Source organism: Actinomyces sp. oral taxon 170 str. F0386, from assembly GCF_000195595.1.
Classification (GTDB): Bacteria; Actinomycetota; Actinomycetes; order Actinomycetales; family Actinomycetaceae; genus Actinomyces.
The window spans coordinates 123,868-142,897 of the sequence record NZ_GL882539.1; the positions used below are offsets into that span (position 1 = coordinate 123,868).

A 19,030-nucleotide genomic window follows, 5' to 3' on the forward strand; every position below is an offset into this window, starting at 1 on the left:
GGTCACCGCCTCCCTCGGGCGACGGCGGCGCGCTCGCGCTGGAGGAGCTCGGCAATGGAGTCGATGAGAGTCTCCTCGGAGGAGACGATGCCGTACTCCACGTGCCGGGCCTCGAGCACCTGCTCGACGGCGGCCCGCCACTGCTCGCGCACCGCGGCGGCCTGATCCGCCAGGTGCTTGTCGGAGCGCAGGAAGGCGGGGATCTCCACCGGCAGGTCGATGTCCCGGCCACGGCCGCCGCCGGGACGCAGCGGATCATCGTCCTCGATCTGGACGACGATCACCTCGTGCTGGATCGACAGGCGCCGCAACCAGGTCGCGCAGTCGGGACCGGGGTGGGCGGTATCGGTGATGAGGACGACCAGGCTGCGACGACGGTGCCAGGTGCTCACCCGCTCCATGAGGCGCGGCAGGCTGGAGGCGGGGGCCCCGGGCGCCAGCTCGTAGAAGCCGGCGGGCGCCCCCTCGACGGGAACGTCGAGGTCCTCGAAGGTTCGGGCCAGCAGCGTCAGCAGGGTCTCGACGTGCTTGGCGCCCGAACGGGCCGGGCGCGAGATCGTCCGACCGGAGTCCCCGGCCACGAGCGCCACCGAGTCCCCGCGCATCCGTGCCAGGTAGGCGAAGACCTCGGCGACCCCGAGGGCCAGGTCGCGCTTGTCCTCCCCGGAGGGGGCCATGGCCGCCATGGTCCGGCCGGTGTCGACGGCCAGCACCATGGACATCATGGACTCACGCTGGTAGCGCTTGATGACCGGCTGGCCCAGACGGGCCGAGGACTTCCAGTCGATGTCGGAGATGTCGTCCCCGGGGCGGTAGAAGGACATGTCGTCGAAGTCCTGACCGCGCCCGACGAAGACGGACTTGTGGCGCCCGTCGAGCAGCCCCGTGGCCCGCCGCAGGGTCGGCAGGCTCAGGGCCGCGCGCAGTCGCTCGATGCGCGCACCGCGCCGCCCGCCTCCGGGGTCGGACTCGGATGCTCCGGGAGCCTCGGGTACCTCCATACTCATCTCTCAGCAGGTCCCCTGAGGATCAGGGCGTGGGCACGGCGGCGAAGATGGCGTCGATGATCGCCTCGGGGGCGACGCCGTCGGCCAGGGCGTCATAGGTGAGCACCAGACGGTGGCGCAGCACCCCGTGTCGCAGCAGGCGGACGTCGTCGGGGATGACGTAGGTGCGCCCCTCCTGGAGGGCGACGGCCTGGGCGACCTTCATGAGCGCGATGCCGCCACGCGGGGAGGCGCCCACGCGCACCTGCCGGTCCAGACCGGGCACCGGCCGCGGGCCCCCGCCGCGGGAGGTGTTGATGAGCGCGACGATGTACTGCTTGATGACGGGGTCGACGTAGACCCGCTCGGCGGCCCGCTGAAGCCACTCGACGTCGTCGGTGGAGATGGGGCGCCCGGTCACGGGCTGGTCGAAGGTGCCGTTAGAGATGCGGTCCAGGACGTCGGCCTCCTCCGAGGGCCGCGGGTAGGTGAGCACCTCCTTCATGAGGAAGCGGTCCATCTGCGCCTCGGGCAGGACGTAGGTGCCCTCCTCCTCAATGGGGTTCTGGGTGGCCAGGACCATGAAGGGGTGGGGCAGCGGGTAGACGACGCCGCCGATGGAGGTCTGGCGCTCCTGCATGGCCTCGAGCATGGCCGACTGGGTCTTGGCGCTGGAGCGGTTGATCTCGTCGAGCAGGACGATGTTGGCGTGGACCGGACCCAGCTGGGTGGTCATCTCCCCGGTGGAGGAGTTGAGGATCTGGGTGCCCACGATGTCGTTGGGCATGAGGTCGGGTGTGCACTGGATACGGCGGAAGGAGCCGGAGACGGCGGAGGCCAGTGTCTGGGCGGCGGTGGTCTTGGCCAGACCGGGCACGGACTCCAGCAGGATGTGGCCGCTGGACATCAGCGAGGTGACCAGGGCCGTGCGCAGCTGCTCCTGGCCGACGACCCGCTGGGAGAAGATGTCGGCCACCGCTTTCAGCAGGACGCCGGCGCGCTCGACGTCGGCGTCCCCGGCGCCCCTGCGGCTGGAGGCGGCGCGGGCCTCGCGGCGCAGTGCCTCACGGGACGGCAGGGAGCCGGTGCCGGCCCCCTCCTCCGCTGGGGCAGCCGGTCCCGAGGGGTAGCCGGGAACCGCTGCCCGCGAAGACGAGGGTGCTGAAGGAGGCGCCGAAGGAGAGGCGTGCGCCCCCGATGTCCTCGGATCGACCTGGGGCGGGAACACGGGCGGCGGCTGGACCATGCCCGAACCGCCCTGCCCTGTGGAGGACATGGCGGGCTGACCGTTGTGCGGGGCAGCCGGCTGCCCGTTCGGCTGACCACCGCCCCAGCCGCCCGGCTGACTGCCGGGTTGGGCGTGGTGCTCGGGCTGCATGCTCATGGTTCTCCTTGCTCGGTTCTCGCTTGATTCCTCGCGCGGTGTTCACGTTCGGAAAGGCAACGCATCGGCAGGCTATACGAGCCGGCGCCGGCTGGGGCACCCGGGAGCGGGAAGTCCTCTCCATCAGACCGGAACAGTCCCACCTTTCACTGATATCACAAGGATCGAAAGGAAATGTGAGACGAATCGTGATCGGGCTGCAGCCTCGGCTCAGAGCTGGCCCAGGTTCACCTGGTTGCCGGCCAGGCTCAGCCGGAGCCCGTCATTGGTGACGATCGCACTGGTCGGACGCAACCCCTGAGGCAGGGAGTCGGCCGGAATCCTGATCTCCGGGGAGTCTAGTCCGACATAGCTGAGCAGGCTGCTCTCCCCGGTGGAGACGTCGCCCCCGACCGGATCCCCTCCCATCCGGGTGGAGGTGATGGTCAGCACCAGGCTGCCGTCGTCCCCCACGGACGGCACGATCTCCGCCTCGCCACTCATGCCGAGCAGGGAGGCCGAGGCCTGGATGGCTCCCGGCTCCTGGGCGCTCGTCCCGGTCCGTTTGGCCTGGAGGGTCATGCCCTGCATTCTCGGGTGGTCCCGGGCGGCGAGCGCGATCACCTGCTTCCAGCCGACGGTGCCCGACGCCGTCACCGTATCGGTCGGATAGGGCGAGCGCAGGCGGATGCGGCTGAGATCGACGTCGACGTCACTGAGCGTGACCGTGGCGCCCCCCTGCCCCTTGGAGGTGACGTCCAGGCTCTTGGAGTCCACCGACAGGCTGTCCAGCGACCCGCCGACGAGCTGCCTCAGGACGATCCCCTTGGTGGCGATCCTCGCGTCCGAGCTGAGTCCCGGCAGGGCCGAGCGCACTGCGGAGTCGATCTGGCTGCGCACGAGGTACTCCGCCCCGACGGCCCCGGCGGTCAGGACGACGACGAGCACCAGGAGCACGACCGCCCATCGCCGTGTGCGACGACGCAGCGAGGGACGGCGTCGCTCACCTCCCGACGCATCACGCCCCTCGGAGTCATCTGCCAGGACCTCCTCGAAGAACGTCTCCTGAGAGGCGTCCGCCTCATTCCTGCCCTCCGGCCTCTCGGGCAGATCGTTGCCGCCTCGGTCTCGCATCACGCCTCGTTCCACGTCATCGCCTCGGCGCCGCGGGCGAGCTCTGAGCCACGGGAGCGGTGGTCACCGAGCGCTCGGCCGTCTCATCGACGGGCGTCTGGTTGGCGGCCTGCTCCTCGTCGAGCATGTAGAGGTCCTCGGCCGTGACCATGAGGGTCGACACGGCGTGCTCCACCAGCGCGGTGCGCCGGTTGGAGGCGGCTCCCGCAACGCGTCCGCCGCGCAGCCCGCGCACACCCACCCGATCGAGCTTCTCGCAGACGTTGTCGAGCTTGCGGTTGAACTTGGTCAACGGCCACCCCAGGCGCGCCGCGGCCGCCGCCGAGGAGGGGATCTCGGCGGCCCCGGTCCCGGCCCTCTTGAGCACCGGCTCGGACAGCGCCAGGACGAGCAGCAGCTGGGAGCGGGTCATCGGGGTCACCCCGATGGTGGTCTGACCCGAGGACTGGCGCACGCCGTCGATCCCGGAGAAGTGGTCCTCCCCGGAGGTGATGAGGTTGATCTCGTAGGTGGTCGGGCCGGCGGAGAAGGTGAGGATGACCCTGGGGAAGACCAGGGGGATGCGGGCCCCGGGGGCCAGGCGCGACTGAACCAGCCCCTCGCCGTCGGTCAGCGTGGCCGACAGCCGCGACCCCTCGTTGGCGATCCACCAGAGCTTCTCGGAGAAGGCGAAGACCAGGAAGCGGCGATGCAGGTAGGGGTTGTCATCGATGTCCAGGTCACCGCCCCGACCGATGACGAAGGTGTCGGAGGAGGCGACCCGATAGATCTCGCCGGAGAAGTCCAGGACGAGCTCGTCGGGCTGCTCCGGATTGACCTCCGGCGTCTCCGTCCAGGTCAGGTCACTCATGAATTCTCCTTCCACGACTCCGGCCCCGTCCCGGAACGGTCTGCAACGGAACGGCCGGACCACGATCACGTGATGACGAGTTGTTGTCGGTGCCTGAGACAAGTCTTGTCGACAACCCGCATCGGCACCTGCGAAGCATGATCGAGCAGAACGTGACCTCAACCACTTCGAGGTCTCAGCCATGCCGGTGGATCAATACGGAGGGTCACCCCGTCACCGACATCCATGAGGTCCCCCATGAAGACCGGCGTCGGCATCCCCGAGCCCAGCAGGACGGGCGTCGCCCCCGGGCGCGCAAGCACCGTGCCGTTGGACGAGCCGAGGTCCTGGGCCAGGATGCTCCACCCCGAGATGGTGAGCATGAGGTGAGAGCGCGACACCATGTGCTGCGGGCTGGGTACCGCCACCAGGGCCACGATGTGCGGATCGCCTCCCCGCGGCGGCTGGGGGGCGCGCCCGACGACGACGTCACCGGCGACCTCGACGGCGGCGCCGGAGGACAGGGTCAGGGTGGCCAGCGCCGGCCGGCGCACATAGGAGAACACCCCCGTCAGGGGCTGGGCACAGGTCAGGCACTCCCGGATCTCGGGCGGGTTGGCGTGCCCCTGCGGGCAGATGGAGGCCCGCACCGGGGGCGCCGCGATGAGCGCGGCCTCGGAGGCGGAGACGACCTCGGTGGCGGGCAGCGCCTCCAGGGGCTGAGGGGCGCGGACCGGCTGGGGCTGCTTGCTCTTGGAGTTGTCCGGCGCCGTGGGGGTGTCGGCAGTCGGCTGCTCCCCCGAGCTCGCCGAGGGCGCCGACGGGGCTCGGTGGGCGCCCCGACGCCGACGCCCCGACCCCGGCTCGGGCTCGGGATAGTCCGGGAACATACCGATGTCGCTGGTGTCGGAGCCGTCGCCCCCGGAGTCGCCCCGGCCGCCGCCCAAGGACTCGAGGAGATCGTCGGGGTCCTCCCACACGCCGGTGTCCAGCAGCTCAGGAGCGGACGCCTCGAGGCCGGGGGCGGGCTGCGCGGCAGCAGTCCCCTCACTGCTCTCCGCCCTCGTTCCAGTGCCCGTCTCCGCGACACCCCCGTCAGCGGAGTCCGTGTCATCAGCGGCGGGCACGGTACCAGCCGCATCAGCCGTATCATCGGCGTCCGGCCCCGAGACGGCCTCAACCTCCCGGAGCCCGGAGGCCTCGTGCCGCTGCGGCTCGGTCACCAGCGTGATCGGTTTGAGCAACGTGGTCTCGTCACCGGGTTCAGCCTGGACGATGTCATCGGCGTGATCGTCGCCGTCGGAGCCCTCGCCGGCCAGCGCGGGCCACGGCCCGGAGCGCCGCGCCCCGGTCGACGTGCTCGGCGCAGTCAGGGCCCCCGACGTCGTCGGCCCCACTGTGGGCAGGTTGGTGCCCCCCAGGGCCTCGAGGACACGCAGTCCCGCATCGACGGAGACGTCCCGGGAGCCGGCAGCGGGGCTGATGACGGCGACCCCGTCGACGCCGTCGGCTCGCAGCGACCCGTCCGCCAGGCGCGTGAGCCCCTCGGGCAGCGGAACGCGATCACCGGGCAGAGGGAGGGAGGGCACTGGAGAGGCGTTCACTGCGCCTCCTGAGCGGGGACGGTCGCGGGAGCCGTGGTGGGAACCTCGATGGAGTCCACGACGACGGACGTGGTGTTGTCGTGACCGCCGCCCTCCAGGGAGGCGGCGACAAGGAGCTCGGCCGTGCGCTGCGCGGTGTAGCCGGCGGCCAGCACGGTGGCGATGGCCTCGTCGTCGAGCTCGTCGCTCAGGCCGTCGGAGCAGATGAGCAGCCGGTCTCCGGCAGCCACCGGGACGCTGTAGAGATCGGGGACGGCGGAGTCGGCAATGCCCCCTCCCAGGGCGCGGGTGACCACGTTGCGGCGGGGGTCGTGCCGGGCCTGCTCAGGGGTGATCTCGCCGGTCTCGACCAGGATCTGGACCCGGGAGTGGTCGCGGGTGACCTGGGAGAGCATGTCGTCGCGCAGCAGGTAGACCCGGGCGTCCCCGATATTGAAGATGATCCAGGTCGGCCGCGTGACCCCTTGATCATCCTCCATCCATGCCAGGACAACACCGGCGATCGTCGCACCGGGGAGGTAGGCGGCGTGGGACGGGATGGCAACGATCGCCTCCTGGGCGGCCTTCACCGCGCGGACCACCGTCTCCACGTCGGTGACCGTTGTCCCGGCCAATGAGTAGAGGGAGTCGAGGGCGACCTGCGTGGCCATGCGGCCGGCGGCGTGCCCGCCCATGCCGTCGACGACGACGAAGGCCGGGGAGATGGCGAGGTAGCCGTCCTCATTGATCGTGCGCAGACGCCCCACGTCAGTGGCCGCGCCGACAACAACCCCAGCGACCCCGACGTCGTCTACGCCACGGATCACGAGGGCATCGGCCTCGGCACGAACGTGCTCGGTCATCGTCTCCCTTTCCCCTGCGTCGCTTGCACCCCCCTAGTAAACCCCAGCACCCGGTCCGGAACCACCGCACCACGACCGAGATTTCACCATATGGGAGCATGGAGTACGCCTCAGGTGAGCGGCATCGCCCCCGAACTCCCTCCACTGGCTCCCTGCGACCCCCTTGCGAACGAGGCCTTCACCACCCTTCCGCGGCTGACTACCAGCCGGTCGCGGCCGTGACCCGTCAGGCAGTCGGTATCACGAGGCACTCAGGTAGTCTTTCGACGTGGCCGGTTAACCGGCCTGTGCGCCACCAGCGCGGTACCGCGTTCCCTGACGCGGAGTCGCGGGTGGTTCCGGCACCCGATCCACGACGGAGCCAGGTGCCGGTCACAACCTGGACCGACGCAGTTTTTTCCCGACCCCCGAAGGACCCAGCATGTCTCAGGCCAAGGACGAGCTTGTCGCGCGCGCGCAAGATCCCAACGCAGAGCTGGAGACCCTCCACCAGCTGGCACAGAACTACCCCGGCCTGCGCCCCTACATCGCCGCCAACCCGCGGACCTACCCCGCGCTCCTGGAGTGGTTGGGCACCCTGGGCGACCCCGCGGTCGACGCCGCCCTGGCCTCCCGCAGCGGCCAGCCCCAGTCGGCCCAGTCCCCGCAGACCTCGCCGCAGCTGGCGGTCGTCTCGCCCCCCGGGTCCCAGCCCGGCTCGCCGTCGGTCAGGTCCTCCGAGGCTCCGACTCAGGTGACCCTGCCCCACTCGCTCCAGCCCGGCAGTGCCGCCTCCGGGGTCTCAGGAGCCTCCGGCGCCTCAGCGGTCTCGGGGACCTCGGCGACCAGCTCGAGGAGCGCCGCGAGCGCCTCCAGCGCCTTCAGTGCCGCCGGGGCCGGCAACCAGGCGGACGTCTTCCAGGCCACGGGCGACCCCACCGTCTCCAACCCGACGTTCCGCCCCACCCAGGCGATCCCCTCGCAGTCGCCGGCCAGGCCGGTCCAGCCGGCTCTGCAGCAGACCTTCCAGCAGTCGGCCAACGTCTCCCAGGCGCAGAACCCGGGCATTCCCACGGCGGCACAGTCCGCTTCCGCCGCCGACGGCGGCAACGGCGTCTTCGGCGTCGGCACCGAGGACGACGACTCCTCCGCCGCCTCCTTCCTGACCTCCAACCGCATCCTGCTGATCCTGGCCCTCATGGTGGCCACCATCCTGGTCTTCCTGGCGACCTGGTACTTCTCCGGCGACGACAGCCGCAACTCGGCGGGCGGATCGGACGCCCAGGCCACATCCCAGAGCGGTCAGGGGGCCGGCGCCGCCCCCAGTGCCGCATCGGCCTCCCCCAAGGCATCCGCCACCCCGAGCGCCTCACCGACACCCACACTCAAGGCACCCGCTCCCAACGGGGCCCGGGAGATGTCCTCCTTCAACGCCCCCAGTGGCAACATCACCTGCACGCTGAACGACAAGGAGGTCACCTGCACCATCAATCAGCACGAGGCGACCGCCTCCTGCCCCGCCTCCAAGCCGCTGACGGTCAAGGTCGCCGCCAACGGGCAGTCCTCCCAGTCCTGCGGATCGACCTTCACCCCCACCCAGGACAGGCTCGACTACAACGTGTCCGCCAAGAACTCCACGTTCGCCTGCACCTCGACCGAGAGCGGCATGCAGTGCTGGAGCCAGGTCAGCGGAGAGGGCTTCACGCTGAGCCGCGAGGCGGTCGAGTCCACCACTCACGGCCGCTGAGCGGCCTCGCCCCGGGCCGGTCCTCCACCGACCCGGGCATCACGCCGACCAACATCCTGACTCTCTCCGCAGCACGCCCCTCACATGGCCACCTCCTACAGCACGATCCTCACCCGCTCCGGTGCGCGCTCCTTCACCAGCGCCGGGCTCATCGCCCGCTTCCCCATGTCGATGGTGGGCATCTCCACGATCCTCGCCGTTGAGGAGCTCTACGGCTCCTACACGGCCGCCGGGCTGGTCAGCGCCGCGAGCTTCGTGGCGATGGCGGTCGGGGCGCCGATCCTGGCCCGGTGCGTCGACCGGTTCGGCCAGTCACGGATCATGCTGCCGGCGATCGTCATCTCCTCGACGAGCCTGGCGGGACTGGTGGCCGCCGCCTCGGCGCACATGCGCCTGGGGGTTCTGACGGTGCTGGCGACGCTGGCGGGTGGGTTGACCGGCTCCATGGGCTCACTGGTGCGGGCGCGCTGGACTGCGATGCTCACCCGCCCCGAGGACGTCCACGCCGCCTTCTCCCTGGAGGCGGCCCTGGACGAGGTGGCCTTCATCCTCGGCCCGGTACTGGCCACGGCCCTGTGCACGACATCGGTCCTCCCGGTGACCTCGGGCTGGTTGACCTGCCTGGCGATGCAGCTGGTCGGCGGGCTGTGGTTCCTCAGCCAGCGCGCCACCGAGCCCGCCGCGCATCCGCACCGCCCGCAGCAGGCCGCTCATGACTCCGCGGACCACCGTCCGGTGCTGCGCTACGGCGCCGTCGTGGCCGCCGCCGTCGTCTTCCTGCTCCTGGGGGCCATGTTCGGGGCGAACGACGTCGCCGCCGTCGCCTTCGCCACCGAGGCCGGACGCAAGTCGGCCTCCGGGCTCGTGCTGGCGGTCTGGGGGGTGGGGTCCTTCGCCGCAGCGCTCCTCTACGGCTCGCGCACCTGGGGATGGCCGTTGTGGAAGCAGCTGCTGGCGGGGACGATGGCACTGGCCGTGGGCACGTCGACCTTCTCGCTGGCGCCGAACCTCGTGGTGCTGTCGGTGCTGGCCCTGCTGACGGGGCTGGCCATCGCCCCGACCCTGACCAGCGGCAACAACATCGTGCAGGTGACGGTGGCCCCCTCCCAGCTCACTGAGGGACTGGCCTGGGTGAGTACCGCGCTCAACGTCGGTGTCTCCGTCGGTTCCCTGCTGGCCGGACAGGCCGCGGACGCCGGCGGCTCGCGCGCCGCGTACCTGGCAGTGGCCGGTTTCGCCTGGACCGCCGTCGTGGCCGGAACCGTGGGACTGCCCGCCCTCAGGCTCGCACGGACGACCCGGCCTCTGGCCGCCCACTGACGCCTCCCCGAGCCCCGCACCCACTGGAGGTCCAGGTCCGTGCGCGGCCCCGTCCGGCACACCCCGACCGGCACGCCCCGACCGCGGCGGACACGGCGCCCACCCGCCCGCGAGCGCACCTCACGGCGGACCCGGCTCCCAGGAGCCTCTGCGACTCTTCTACACTCTGCACGATGCCGCTAGCAGACGACCCACGCAACGAGCCCCTCCCCACCAGTCCGGACACCGACACCGAGGACGGCGGGCACCTCGCAGGCAGTGAGCCCGCCCCCCAGTTCTCACGCCTGACCGCGGCCGTGCGCTCCGCCGTCATGGCACCGTCCGTCACCATCCTCGGATGGCTGGCACTCATGGTTCCCGCCTACCTCTCCCTGGTGGACGAGCATGATGAATGGGCCTTCAAGCTGGACTCCTTCGTCTACTACGAGGCGGTCCGTCAGTGGCTCGACGGCGGAGACCTCTACCACTGGTACGCCTGGCCTGCCAAGTCCCTGTGGCCCTTCACCTACACGCCTCTGGCGGCCTGGGTCATCACCCCTCTGACCTGGATGTCGTACCGGGCGGTCACCGTGCTCCTCGTGGTGGCCACCCCACTGTGTGCCGCCGTCACAGCGCACGCGGTCCTCAGGGGCCTGGGGGTCGGGCGCCGGCTGGCGCACGGGCTGGCCCCCTGGATCGCGCTGGTGGGGACGGTCGTCCTCGAGCCCTTTCCCAAGACCATGGAGTACGCGCAGGTCAACGCCATTCTCATGGCACTGGTCGCCGTCGACCTGCTGGCGGTTCCCGGCGGCTCACGGTGGCGCGGGGCACTGTCCGGCCTGGCCGCCGCGATCAAGCTGACGCCGGCGGTCGCGATTCTCGTGCTCCTGGCGCGCCGCGAGTGGCGGGCGGCCACCACGATGGCGGGCAGCGCCGTCGGGCTGACCGGCCTGGCCGCCCTGGCGGCTCCTGCCGAGACCTGGCAGTTCTTCACCTGGGCCATGTGGGACCCGGGGCGCGCCGGTTTCGCCGACTACTCGGGCAACCAGAACCTCAAGGGCGCCATCGCCCGGGCGCTGCCGGAGTCGTCCTGGAACCCGGTGTGGGCGGCCTGCTCACTGCTGACGGTGCTCGCCGCCTGGTTCCTGTGCCGCCGGCTGGACCGGTTGCGGGGCACCGGCGACACGGCCGACGACGCTGGCGAGGCCGGTCTGGTCCTGGCTCTCCAGGTCAGCGTCGTCATGGTGCTGGGCCTGCTCATCTCCCCCATCTCCTGGTCGCATCATTGGGTGTGGTGCCTGCCCGCGCTCATGTCGGTGGGGGCGGCCACCTGGCGCTGGCGCTCCATCGCGCTCGGGGTCGCCGGGGTCGCCGGAGTCCTCGTCTTCTTCCTGGCGATGCAGTGGTGGTTCCCCGAGCAGAACCACGTCGAGCAGAACTGGCCCGCCTGGGCCAAGGTCGTCGGCTCGAGCTACACCTGGTGGGCCCTGGGCTGCGGACTCGCCCTGTGGTGGGCCTCCGGCCGACGCCTGGCGGCCTTGCGCCGTTGAGATCTCGCCACCAGCGCGCCCAGAACCTGCCCTCGCATCGCCCCCTCTCGATGAGGCCCGTCATCTAGGATCGAGGGATGCCCCTCTCCGACATCGCCCGCGCCGTCGAGGACCAGTTCCACCGCGACTCCGTCCCCGTCCTCAAGCGGCAGGGCTGGCGTCCCCGCGTCATTCCCTACGACGGCTACGGCACTAGTGCACCGGCAGAGTCGGGCCCGTCGGTCCCGCCGGGGCCGACGTCGGAGCAGCGCCGCCGCCCGGCCGAGCAGCGAACCAGGGCCGGCGGCCGCCTGAGTGCCACCCCTGCGTCCCGAACCGCCTCCTCCGACTCCCCTGAGTCCTCCCGGCCCACCTCCATGGCCCGGGTCCTGGCCCGCATGGTGATGCGTCCCCAGGACGCCCCGGCAGAGGGGCCGCTGTTCCGCTCCCTGCCGGCCTCCCTGCCCGTCAGCCCCGCTCAGGCCCGCGACTTCGCCCTGACCAGCCTGCTCGACGCCCAGCGCGGATGGCGTCTGTTCATCGAGGTGCCGGTGGCCTTTCTGCCGGTGACCGTTCATGTGGGCCGGGCCAGCGTGCGCACCAGGGCCGACCGCAGCGGCTACATCGACGTCGTCGTGCGCGATCACGGGCTGGAACCGGGCTGGCACGAGGCCAGGATCGAGGCGATGGGGGCGCATGCCGTCGCCGCCAAGGTCCTCATCATCCCCGAGGGCCCGCGTCTGGGCATCATCTCCGACATCGACGACACGGCCATGATCACGCACGTGCCCCGCGTGCTCGTGGCGGCCTGGAACCAGCTCGTCAAGTACTCCTCGGCGCGAGAGCCCGTCCCCGGGATGGCCGAGCTCTACTCGCGCATCCAGACCGCCCACCCGGGCACCCCGATGATGTACCTGTCCACCGGAGCGTGGAACGTGGTGCCCACCCTGCGCTCCTTCCTCTCCCGCCACGGATTCCCCTCGGGACCGGCGCTCATGACCGACTGGGGGCCGACCAACACCGGCTGGTTCCGCTCGGGCATCGAGCACAAGCGCACCGAGCTGCGCCGCCTCATGATCGACCTGCCCCAGGTCACCTGGATCCTCTTCGGCGACGACGGCCAGCACGACCCGCACATCTACGGCGAGGCCGCCCGCCACCACGCCGACCGGATCGCCGCCGTCGCCATCCGCCGCCTGACCGCCACCCAGCAGGTGCTTGCCGGAGGGCTGACCGCGCACCCCATGGGGATCGGGCCCGAGGCCCGCACCCTGGCCGAGGCGGACGTGCCCGTCGTCGTCGGCGCCGACGGCTACGAACTGGCCCGACTCCTGCCCCGCGAGCTGCTGGAGGCCTCGCCGCGCCGCTGAGAGCCTCGGACGGCCACCGAGAGGATCCTTCGCGCCCTCCGTGTCACCTGATACCCCACAATCCGCGACACCGCGCGGTCAGGGACGCATCCGAGGACATGACGGCCTTGAGCAGAACCAGCGATGCGGCATGTCTCACGCCGCAGGTGCCGCCCCGGTCGATCCCCGGCAGCATGCGGCTCGCTCACCGCCTCCACTCCTTCACAGGGACACCACAGGTTCACCGTACGACGCCGACAGGTCCCGACAGTTACCTGGTCTCCACCTGGGGCACGCACCCCGTTCCCGTCCCCATCGATCAGGAGGCAGCACATGTCCCCCTTCTCCACGAACGTCACGAGCCTCTCCGAGGACTCCTCGACCACGTCCGCGACCGCCCCGACGACCCGCTCGACCGCCGCCTCGCTGCGCCGTCACGCGATCCTGGCCGACCTCAACGTCCTGCAGGTGGCGACCCTCATGGGCACCGGCCTGCTGGTGGCGCTCGGCGTGGTCCTGGGCGGGCGCTCCTACATCACCACCGTCTCGCCCGACGGCCTCGTCAGCTCCCAGCCCGGCGCCCACGTCACCGGCGGCGGGACCTCCGCCGAGGCCGCTGACGGCTCCTCGCCGGCGGCCATGTGATGCCAGGGGCCCACGGGGCTCCACAGCGGGCCCTCGGTGACCCACCCGCGTGACGCTGTGGGCGATCAGGCCGCCGTCGGGCAGCCCTCACGGCGGCCGCGCCGGTTCGCGGCCGGTATGGTGATGACTCATCAACCAGTGCTTCCCTCAGGCTCAGGAGACAGATATGGCCGGCAAGATCCCCTTCATCCTCGGACTCGGCGCGGGATACGTGCTTGGGACCCGCGCGGGGCGTGCCCAGTACGAGCGCATCAAGACTGCCGCATCCCGGGTCGCTGAGCAGCCCTTCGTGCGCACCCGGGTCGACGCCGCCTCCAGCCATGTCAAGCAGGCCGTGCGCACCCAGGGCGAGGCCGTCACCGAGAAGGTCGCCGACGCCGTCAAGGAGCGGCTCTTCGGGACGCCGTCGGCCAAGAGCAGCGGCCAGTCCCAGCCCGTCGACGCCGGCGAGGCCAGCGTGCGACCGGTCAGCGAGGCCGGCTGAGGCCGCTGACGCAGCGTCTAACCACGGTCGGACCGCTCCGACGGCGTGCCCCCGTCTGGTCCCCGCCCGCCGCGGCCGCGCCAGGCGGGGGTCTTGAGCGGCCCCATCATGAGAGCCCGGCGCCAGCCGACCAGAGCTCCTGAGCCGCTGCGCCGCCCGGCCCGGCGCCTCTCCCGGTCGGCGATGACCGGCAGCTGCCAGGACCGGCAGTAGGCCAGCACGCACAGGCCCGCCCCGACGGCGGTGGACACGAGCATGGCGTGTGCGTCGGCCACCCCCGCCTTGACGGCCAGGACCTGGGTGCCGGCAGCAATGAGCGCCGGGATCGCGTAGAGCTTGTTGCCCCCGAAGACGGCCGGGGTCTCCCCCACCGCGACGTCGCGGATCATGGAGCCGCCGATCGCGGTGAGGCAGCCCAGCAGGAGTGCCGGCATGACGCCGAGCCCGTGGGTGAGGGCCTTCGACGCACCGGTGGCGGCCCAGCAGCCCAGGATGACGGCGTCGGCCACGACCAGCAGGCGCCGGGTGGGACGCGAGGTCAGCGGCACGAACCAGGCCACGGTGGCACCCAGGCAGGCGGTGTAGAGGTAGTAGGGGTCGGTCAGGGCGAAGGGTGGTCCGGCCTGGATCATGACGTCGCGCAGGATGCCGCCGGCGGTGGCCGTGAGCATGGCCAGGACGACGAAGCCCACCAGGTCGAAGTTCTTGCGCCGGGCGATGAGGCCCCCCAAGATGCCGTTGAGCAGGACGCCGCACAGATCCAGCACCCGGAAGGTGTCTGTGAGGGACGCCGGCATGTGAAGCGCGAGGGATGAGCCGTCCAGCACCCCGATCCACCGCCTTTCACTCCTGAGGTGGTTGCGCCCCGGCGTCGACCCCGGTGTCGGCCCAGCAGCCGCCGTTACCGGCCACCCTAGCCCACGCCCGGCTCGCCGGCCGGACAACCCCGCCCTGTGGCTCGCGCATTGCGGCGATGCGAAACCTCAGGTGGTCAAGGCGCACCGGCCCACGCGATGATCGGGCCGTGTCCTCACGATACGCACCCCCCAAGGACCTGAGCGGCTACGCCTGGCTCTCCATCGGCGCCGCCCTGGGCACGATCACGCTCAAAGGGGCCGCGGCCTGGCTGACCGGATCGGTGGGTCTGCTCTCCGACGCCGCCGAGTCGGTGGTCAACCTCGTCGCCGCCGTCGTGGCGCTCATCGTCCTGAAGATCGCGGCCAGGCCGGCCGACGCCGACCACCAGTTCGGCCACTCCAAGGCCGAGTACTTCTCCGCCGTCGTCGAGGGCGTCATGATCTTCGTGGCGGCCGCCTTCATCATCATCTCCGCCATCGGGCGCCTCATCGACCCGCAGATGCCCGAGCAGCTGGGGGCGGGCCTGGCGGTCTCGGTCATCGCCTCGCTGCTCAACGGCGCGGTGGCGTGGGTGCTCTACCGGGCCGGGTGCCGCGAGCGCTCCATGACCCTGGTGGCCGACGCCAAGCACCTGGCCACCGACATCATCACCTCCGCCGCGGTGCTGGTCGGGGTGGCGCTGGTGGCGGTCTTCGACTCCGCCGTGCTCGACGCCATCGTCGCCCTGGGGGCCGGGCTCAACATCATGTGGACCGGCTTCACACTCATCCGCGACTCGGTGGGCGGGCTCATGGACATGGCCCCCTCCACCGAGGTGCTCCAGAGCGTCGAGGAGGTTCTGACGCGCCACCGCAAAGTGGGCATGATCGACTTTCACGCGGTGCGGGTGCGCGAGGCGGGCAACCGACGGTTCATGGAGCTGCACGTGCTGGTTCCCGCGGCCTGGAGCGTCAAGAAGGGGCACGACTTCACCGAGCAGGTCATTGACGAGCTGGTCGACGCCGACGCCAGTCTGCGCATCTCGGCCCACCTGGAGCCGATCGAGGACCCCAAGTCCTACGACGATCTCGAGGACATCTGACGTCTACTCGGTTTTCATCATCGTCCGGACATGCCAGACTCAGCCCCATGAACGCAATGAGGCTCACCGGCTCAGCACCGTCGCTGCGCCAGCACGAAATCACCGCCCCAACCCCCAGTTGGCGCCGACCGGACCACGTCGTCCTGGAGACCTGCGTCGAGGACGTTGAGGGTGTGAGGATCTCCGCCCGCGCCGGGGCCGACCGGGCCGAGCTGGGCGATAATCTCACCGCCGCCGGTACCACTCCCTCGATCGGGACCATCGAGGCCGCGATCTTCGCCGCCGCCGAGCAGGTGGAGCAGCGCCGCGCCCAGGCCGGCGCCCACTGGGCGGACAAGCCCGAGGCCGCCGCCCCCTTCGGTCTGCGAGTCCTCATCCGTCCCCGAGGCGGCTCCTTCGTCTACGACGCCGATGAGGGACGGGCCATGATCGCCGACGTGCGACGCATCGCCTCCCTGGCCCTGGAGATGGCCGAGTTCACCCGCCCCCAGGCCACCGGAGGAGGGCGAGGGGAGCTGCCGCCCGCGGTGGACCTGGGCTTCGTCGTCGGCGCCCTGACCGAGGACGGAGTGATCGACCGCGGCCTGGTGCGCCTGCTGGTCGACATGGCCAACGGCGCCCCAGTCACCTTCCACCGGGCCTTTGACCACTGCCGTGACACGGTCGAGGCCTACGGGGACCTGGAGGGGCTCGGCGTTCGCTATGTCCTGACCAGCGGCGCGGCCCAGACGGCGGCCGACGGCGCCTCGGTGATCGCCGGGCTGGTGGCCAGCGGCGGACCGATCGTCGTCGCAGCCGGGGCCGTGCGCCCTGACGGCCTGGTCGACCTGGTGGAGTCCACGGGTGTGCGCGAGGTCCACATGCGCTGCCCGCGCGAGGGCATGACCCCCGACGAGCCCCAACGCACCGACGAGGCCCTGGTGCGCCGCGCCGTCGAGACGGTCCGTGCGGTGCCGCTTCCCGAGTAGCCCATCCGCAGCAGCCGGCCTCTCCCCTCCTGCGACCTTGACGTCGGGTGCCGTCCCGGACGATCCGGGGCGGCGTCCGTCGTCATAGCGCACCCTCCTCTCACCCCCGAGCCTCTCACCGCACCCGTCCCCCTCCCGATCTATCACGCCCACACCCCACCTCCGAGAAATCCTCACGGTTCGTAGATATCCACAGCCCGCAGTGCGACCTGCGGCTTCGGCGCTTCCGTCACGCTGGAAGCGCAATCGGGACAACTACCCCGACAATCCCCATGACCGCCCCTATTTTCTGTCTTAGGTTGACCCCATGAGCGACGTCCGTATCGATACCCCTCGCGGGATCACCCTGGCTGGCACCCTGAGCCTGCCCGCCGGGGCCGCTCCGATCGATCTGGAGGTTTCCACGACGCCAGACGACTCCCAGCCCCGGCAGCCGCGGGCCGAGGGCGTGGTCCTGCTGGCGCACGACTTCCTCACCGACCGCCACGGCCAGAACGGCCGCCTGGACCGGATCGGCGCCCGCTACCGCGAGGCGGGCCTGGCCACGCTCAGCCTGGACTTCTCCGGTCTGGGCGAGTCCGACGACGACGTCATCACCCTGGCGGGCGAGGCCGAGGACCTGCGGGCGGCCTCCAGCTGGCTCGCGGGACTGGGCTTCACCCGTCAGATGATCCACGCCAACGGCTTCGGGGCAACGGCCGCGCTCCTGGCCCGCCCCGAGCAGGTGCGCACGGCCGTGCTCGTGGGTGCCATCGTGGGCCCGCAGTCGATCCTGTGGGAGGAGATCTTCTCCTCCGAGCAGCTCGACGAGCTCGCCCAGCACGGGCTGACGCGCCTGGTGGACGACAATCCCAACTCGCGTGAGTGGAACGTCCTGTCCAAGGAGACGCTGGCGGACTTCTCCATGCAGGATCCGGAGCGCACCCTGGCGGACCTGCCCTGGCCGGTGCTCATGGTGCACGGGGTGCTGTCCAACGAGCTACCCGATACCGCCGAGGCGACGGCCGAGGGCTTCCCGCTGCTGCCCGACTCCAGCCAGATGGTTCACGTCCACGCCGAGTCCCTGGACCAGGCCCAGGAGGAGGTCGCCCGTCTGAGCCTGGAGTGGGCCCGCCGCCGACTGCGCTGAGGTCAATGACCGGTGGGCTGCTGCGATTGGTCGGATAGCTGGACGACGACGGCCCTGTGGTCAGTACCGGGAATGGTGACGACCCTCCCCTCCTTTCCTTCCCAGACCGCGCCGTCGACCAGGACGTGGTCGATGGTGGCGCCGAGCAGAGTCGTGCCCGTGCTGCTGGGCCAGGTGGCCAAGCCGCCGATGCCCGCTTGCTCCCCCGCACTGGTGCAGCCGCCCAGGTTCCGCAGCGGGGCATGATCGCGGGTGGCGTTGAGGTCCCCGGCAACGATCAGCCCGGCGGGCGGCCGGCGGCACAGGGATGCGACGTCGGCCACCGAGCTCCTCCACCACGTCATCGCCCCCGGAAGCGGCGGGTAGGTGTGAGCACCGACGATGACGGGACCGTCGCCGCTCTCCGGCTCCAGCCTGACCGTACCGAAACCGGCCCCGGCAGATTCCTCCACCTGCCTGTAGCCGCCCAGTCGGGAGGCGACGAGGACGGTCGTGGAGTACGCCGGGTCGGAGTTCTGGTCGATCCCCTGCTCAGCCAGGTCGGAGGGCATGCCGGTGTCGGAGAAGACGGCGAAGCCAGGGGGCTGCGCGCCGCTCCCCTTCTTCTCGGTCAGGGCCTCGGCCAGCCGCCGTCCGTAGCGCTGAGTGGTCTCCGGCAGCACGAGGACGTCGGCCCCCACCGCATCCGCTAGCCCTGCAACCGCCTCGACGTCGGCGCCCTCCCGCTCAGTGTTGAGGCTCAAGACGCTCACGGCGCCGGCGTCGACGGGTCGCTGTCGAAGCCCCCTGGCCACCAGAACGCCGCCATGAGCCCCCGCCACCAGCAGAAGAACCAGACCCACCACTGCGGTACGCAGACCCGTCCGGCAGGTTCCCGGCCCAATTCGAGACAACTGCCCACGCCGCCGACGACGCCACAGGATCACGACAGTGAGGAGCAGAAGGCCCAGGAACGCCGCGCCGACCGCCAGCAGCGAGCGCAACGCAATGAGCTGGGCACAGGGGAAGACCGTCGTCGGAGGCAGAACGCTCACCAGCGCCAGGGCGACGACGGCCGCGACGGGACCCCACCGAAGAAGCTGTTGACGTCGACTCATGTCCGCACTCAACCAGACCCCGGTGACCTCCTGCCAGTTTCCGTAACCGAGGAGCTCAGCACGGCCGGCGTCCCGGACAAGCGAACTCGCATCCATGGGGGACAATG

17 protein-coding genes are annotated in these 19,030 nt (G+C 70.9%); 9 read left to right on the forward strand and 8 right to left on the reverse strand.

What is annotated here, in order from left to right; translation table 11 throughout:
- Positions 1-2: 2 nt before the first annotated feature.
- The 6 genes from HMPREF9056_RS07175 to HMPREF9056_RS07200 form a co-directional block, all read right to left on the reverse strand.
- The gene (locus HMPREF9056_RS07175; protein ID WP_009746772.1) at positions 3-1,007 is read right to left on the reverse strand and encodes a DUF58 domain-containing protein; all 1,005 of its coding nucleotides are present in this window, start codon (positions 1,005-1,007) and stop codon (positions 3-5) included.
- Positions 1,008-1,029: 22 nt separating this feature from the next.
- Complete coding sequence (locus tag HMPREF9056_RS07180; protein WP_157185038.1) at positions 1,030-2,364, reverse strand: MoxR family ATPase; 1,335 nt, start codon at positions 2,362-2,364, stop codon at positions 1,030-1,032.
- A 216-nt stretch (positions 2,365-2,580) separates the two neighbouring features.
- Positions 2,581-3,483, reverse strand: coding sequence for a DUF2993 domain-containing protein (locus HMPREF9056_RS07185; RefSeq protein ID WP_009746774.1), 903 nt, complete (start codon positions 3,481-3,483; stop codon positions 2,581-2,583).
- Positions 3,484-3,499: 16 nt separating this feature from the next.
- On the reverse strand, positions 3,500-4,333 hold the full coding sequence (locus HMPREF9056_RS07190; RefSeq protein ID WP_009746775.1) for a hypothetical protein: 834 nt from the start codon (positions 4,331-4,333) through the stop codon (positions 3,500-3,502).
- Positions 4,334-4,491: 158 nt separating this feature from the next.
- Complete coding sequence (locus tag HMPREF9056_RS07195; protein ID WP_157185030.1) at positions 4,492-5,916, reverse strand: FHA domain-containing protein; 1,425 nt, start codon at positions 5,914-5,916, stop codon at positions 4,492-4,494.
- A complete protein-coding gene (locus HMPREF9056_RS07200; RefSeq protein WP_009746777.1) occupies positions 5,913-6,758 on the reverse strand; it encodes a PP2C family serine/threonine-protein phosphatase in 846 nt (281 codons plus the stop codon). Before HMPREF9056_RS07200 ends, HMPREF9056_RS07195 begins: the two co-directional genes overlap by 4 nt.
- Before the next feature lie 421 nt (positions 6,759-7,179).
- Here HMPREF9056_RS07200 and HMPREF9056_RS07205 point away from each other — a divergent pair, with 421 nt between their 5' ends.
- From HMPREF9056_RS07205 to HMPREF9056_RS07230, 6 genes are all read left to right on the forward strand, one after another.
- On the forward strand, positions 7,180-8,484 hold the full coding sequence (locus tag HMPREF9056_RS07205; RefSeq protein ID WP_009746778.1) for a hypothetical protein: 1,305 nt from the start codon (positions 7,180-7,182) through the stop codon (positions 8,482-8,484).
- Positions 8,485-8,568: 84 nt separating this feature from the next.
- Positions 8,569-9,804: an MFS transporter gene (locus tag HMPREF9056_RS07210; RefSeq protein WP_009746779.1), complete on the forward strand. Its 1,236-nt coding sequence runs from the start codon at positions 8,569-8,571 to the stop codon at positions 9,802-9,804.
- Between the two features lie 311 nt (positions 9,805-10,115).
- Positions 10,116-11,333 carry a glycosyltransferase 87 family protein gene (locus tag HMPREF9056_RS07215; RefSeq protein ID WP_157185039.1) on the forward strand — a complete coding sequence of 406 codons (1,218 nt, stop codon included), beginning with the start codon at positions 10,116-10,118 and terminating at the stop codon, positions 11,331-11,333.
- Positions 11,334-11,410: 77 nt separating this feature from the next.
- Positions 11,411-12,682 (forward strand): App1 family protein, encoded by a 1,272-nt coding sequence (locus HMPREF9056_RS07220; protein WP_009746781.1) that lies wholly within the window; start codon positions 11,411-11,413, stop codon positions 12,680-12,682.
- A gap of 312 nt (positions 12,683-12,994) precedes the next feature.
- Entirely contained in the window at positions 12,995-13,306 is a 312-nt protein-coding gene (locus HMPREF9056_RS07225; protein WP_009746783.1) for a hypothetical protein, read from the forward strand.
- Positions 13,307-13,472: 166 nt separating this feature from the next.
- Positions 13,473-13,790: a hypothetical protein gene (locus HMPREF9056_RS07230; RefSeq protein WP_009746784.1), complete on the forward strand. Its 318-nt coding sequence runs from the start codon at positions 13,473-13,475 to the stop codon at positions 13,788-13,790.
- Positions 13,791-13,807: 17 nt separating this feature from the next.
- Here HMPREF9056_RS07230 and HMPREF9056_RS07235 read toward each other — a convergent pair whose 3' ends face one another.
- Positions 13,808-14,587 carry a trimeric intracellular cation channel family protein gene (locus HMPREF9056_RS07235; protein WP_009746785.1) on the reverse strand — a complete coding sequence of 260 codons (780 nt, stop codon included), beginning with the start codon at positions 14,585-14,587 and terminating at the stop codon, positions 13,808-13,810.
- A gap of 227 nt (positions 14,588-14,814) precedes the next feature.
- Here HMPREF9056_RS07235 and HMPREF9056_RS07240 point away from each other — a divergent pair, with 227 nt between their 5' ends.
- The 3 genes from HMPREF9056_RS07240 to HMPREF9056_RS07250 all read left to right on the forward strand — a co-directional run bounded on the left by HMPREF9056_RS07240 (position 14,815) and on the right by HMPREF9056_RS07250 (position 17,826).
- The gene (locus tag HMPREF9056_RS07240; RefSeq protein WP_009746786.1) at positions 14,815-15,729 is read left to right on the forward strand and encodes a cation diffusion facilitator family transporter; all 915 of its coding nucleotides are present in this window, start codon (positions 14,815-14,817) and stop codon (positions 15,727-15,729) included.
- Between the two features lie 56 nt (positions 15,730-15,785).
- Complete coding sequence (locus HMPREF9056_RS07245; RefSeq protein ID WP_172635252.1) at positions 15,786-16,697, forward strand: copper homeostasis protein CutC; 912 nt, start codon at positions 15,786-15,788, stop codon at positions 16,695-16,697.
- 307 nt (positions 16,698-17,004) lie between these two features.
- Positions 17,005-17,826 carry a S9 family peptidase gene (locus tag HMPREF9056_RS07250; RefSeq protein ID WP_009746788.1) on the forward strand — a complete coding sequence of 274 codons (822 nt, stop codon included), beginning with the start codon at positions 17,005-17,007 and terminating at the stop codon, positions 17,824-17,826.
- Positions 17,827-17,828: 2 nt separating this feature from the next.
- Here HMPREF9056_RS07250 and HMPREF9056_RS07255 read toward each other — a convergent pair whose 3' ends face one another.
- The gene (locus HMPREF9056_RS07255; protein ID WP_009746789.1) at positions 17,829-19,019 is read right to left on the reverse strand and encodes an endonuclease/exonuclease/phosphatase family protein; all 1,191 of its coding nucleotides are present in this window, start codon (positions 19,017-19,019) and stop codon (positions 17,829-17,831) included.
- Positions 19,020-19,030: the final 11 nt, after the last annotated feature.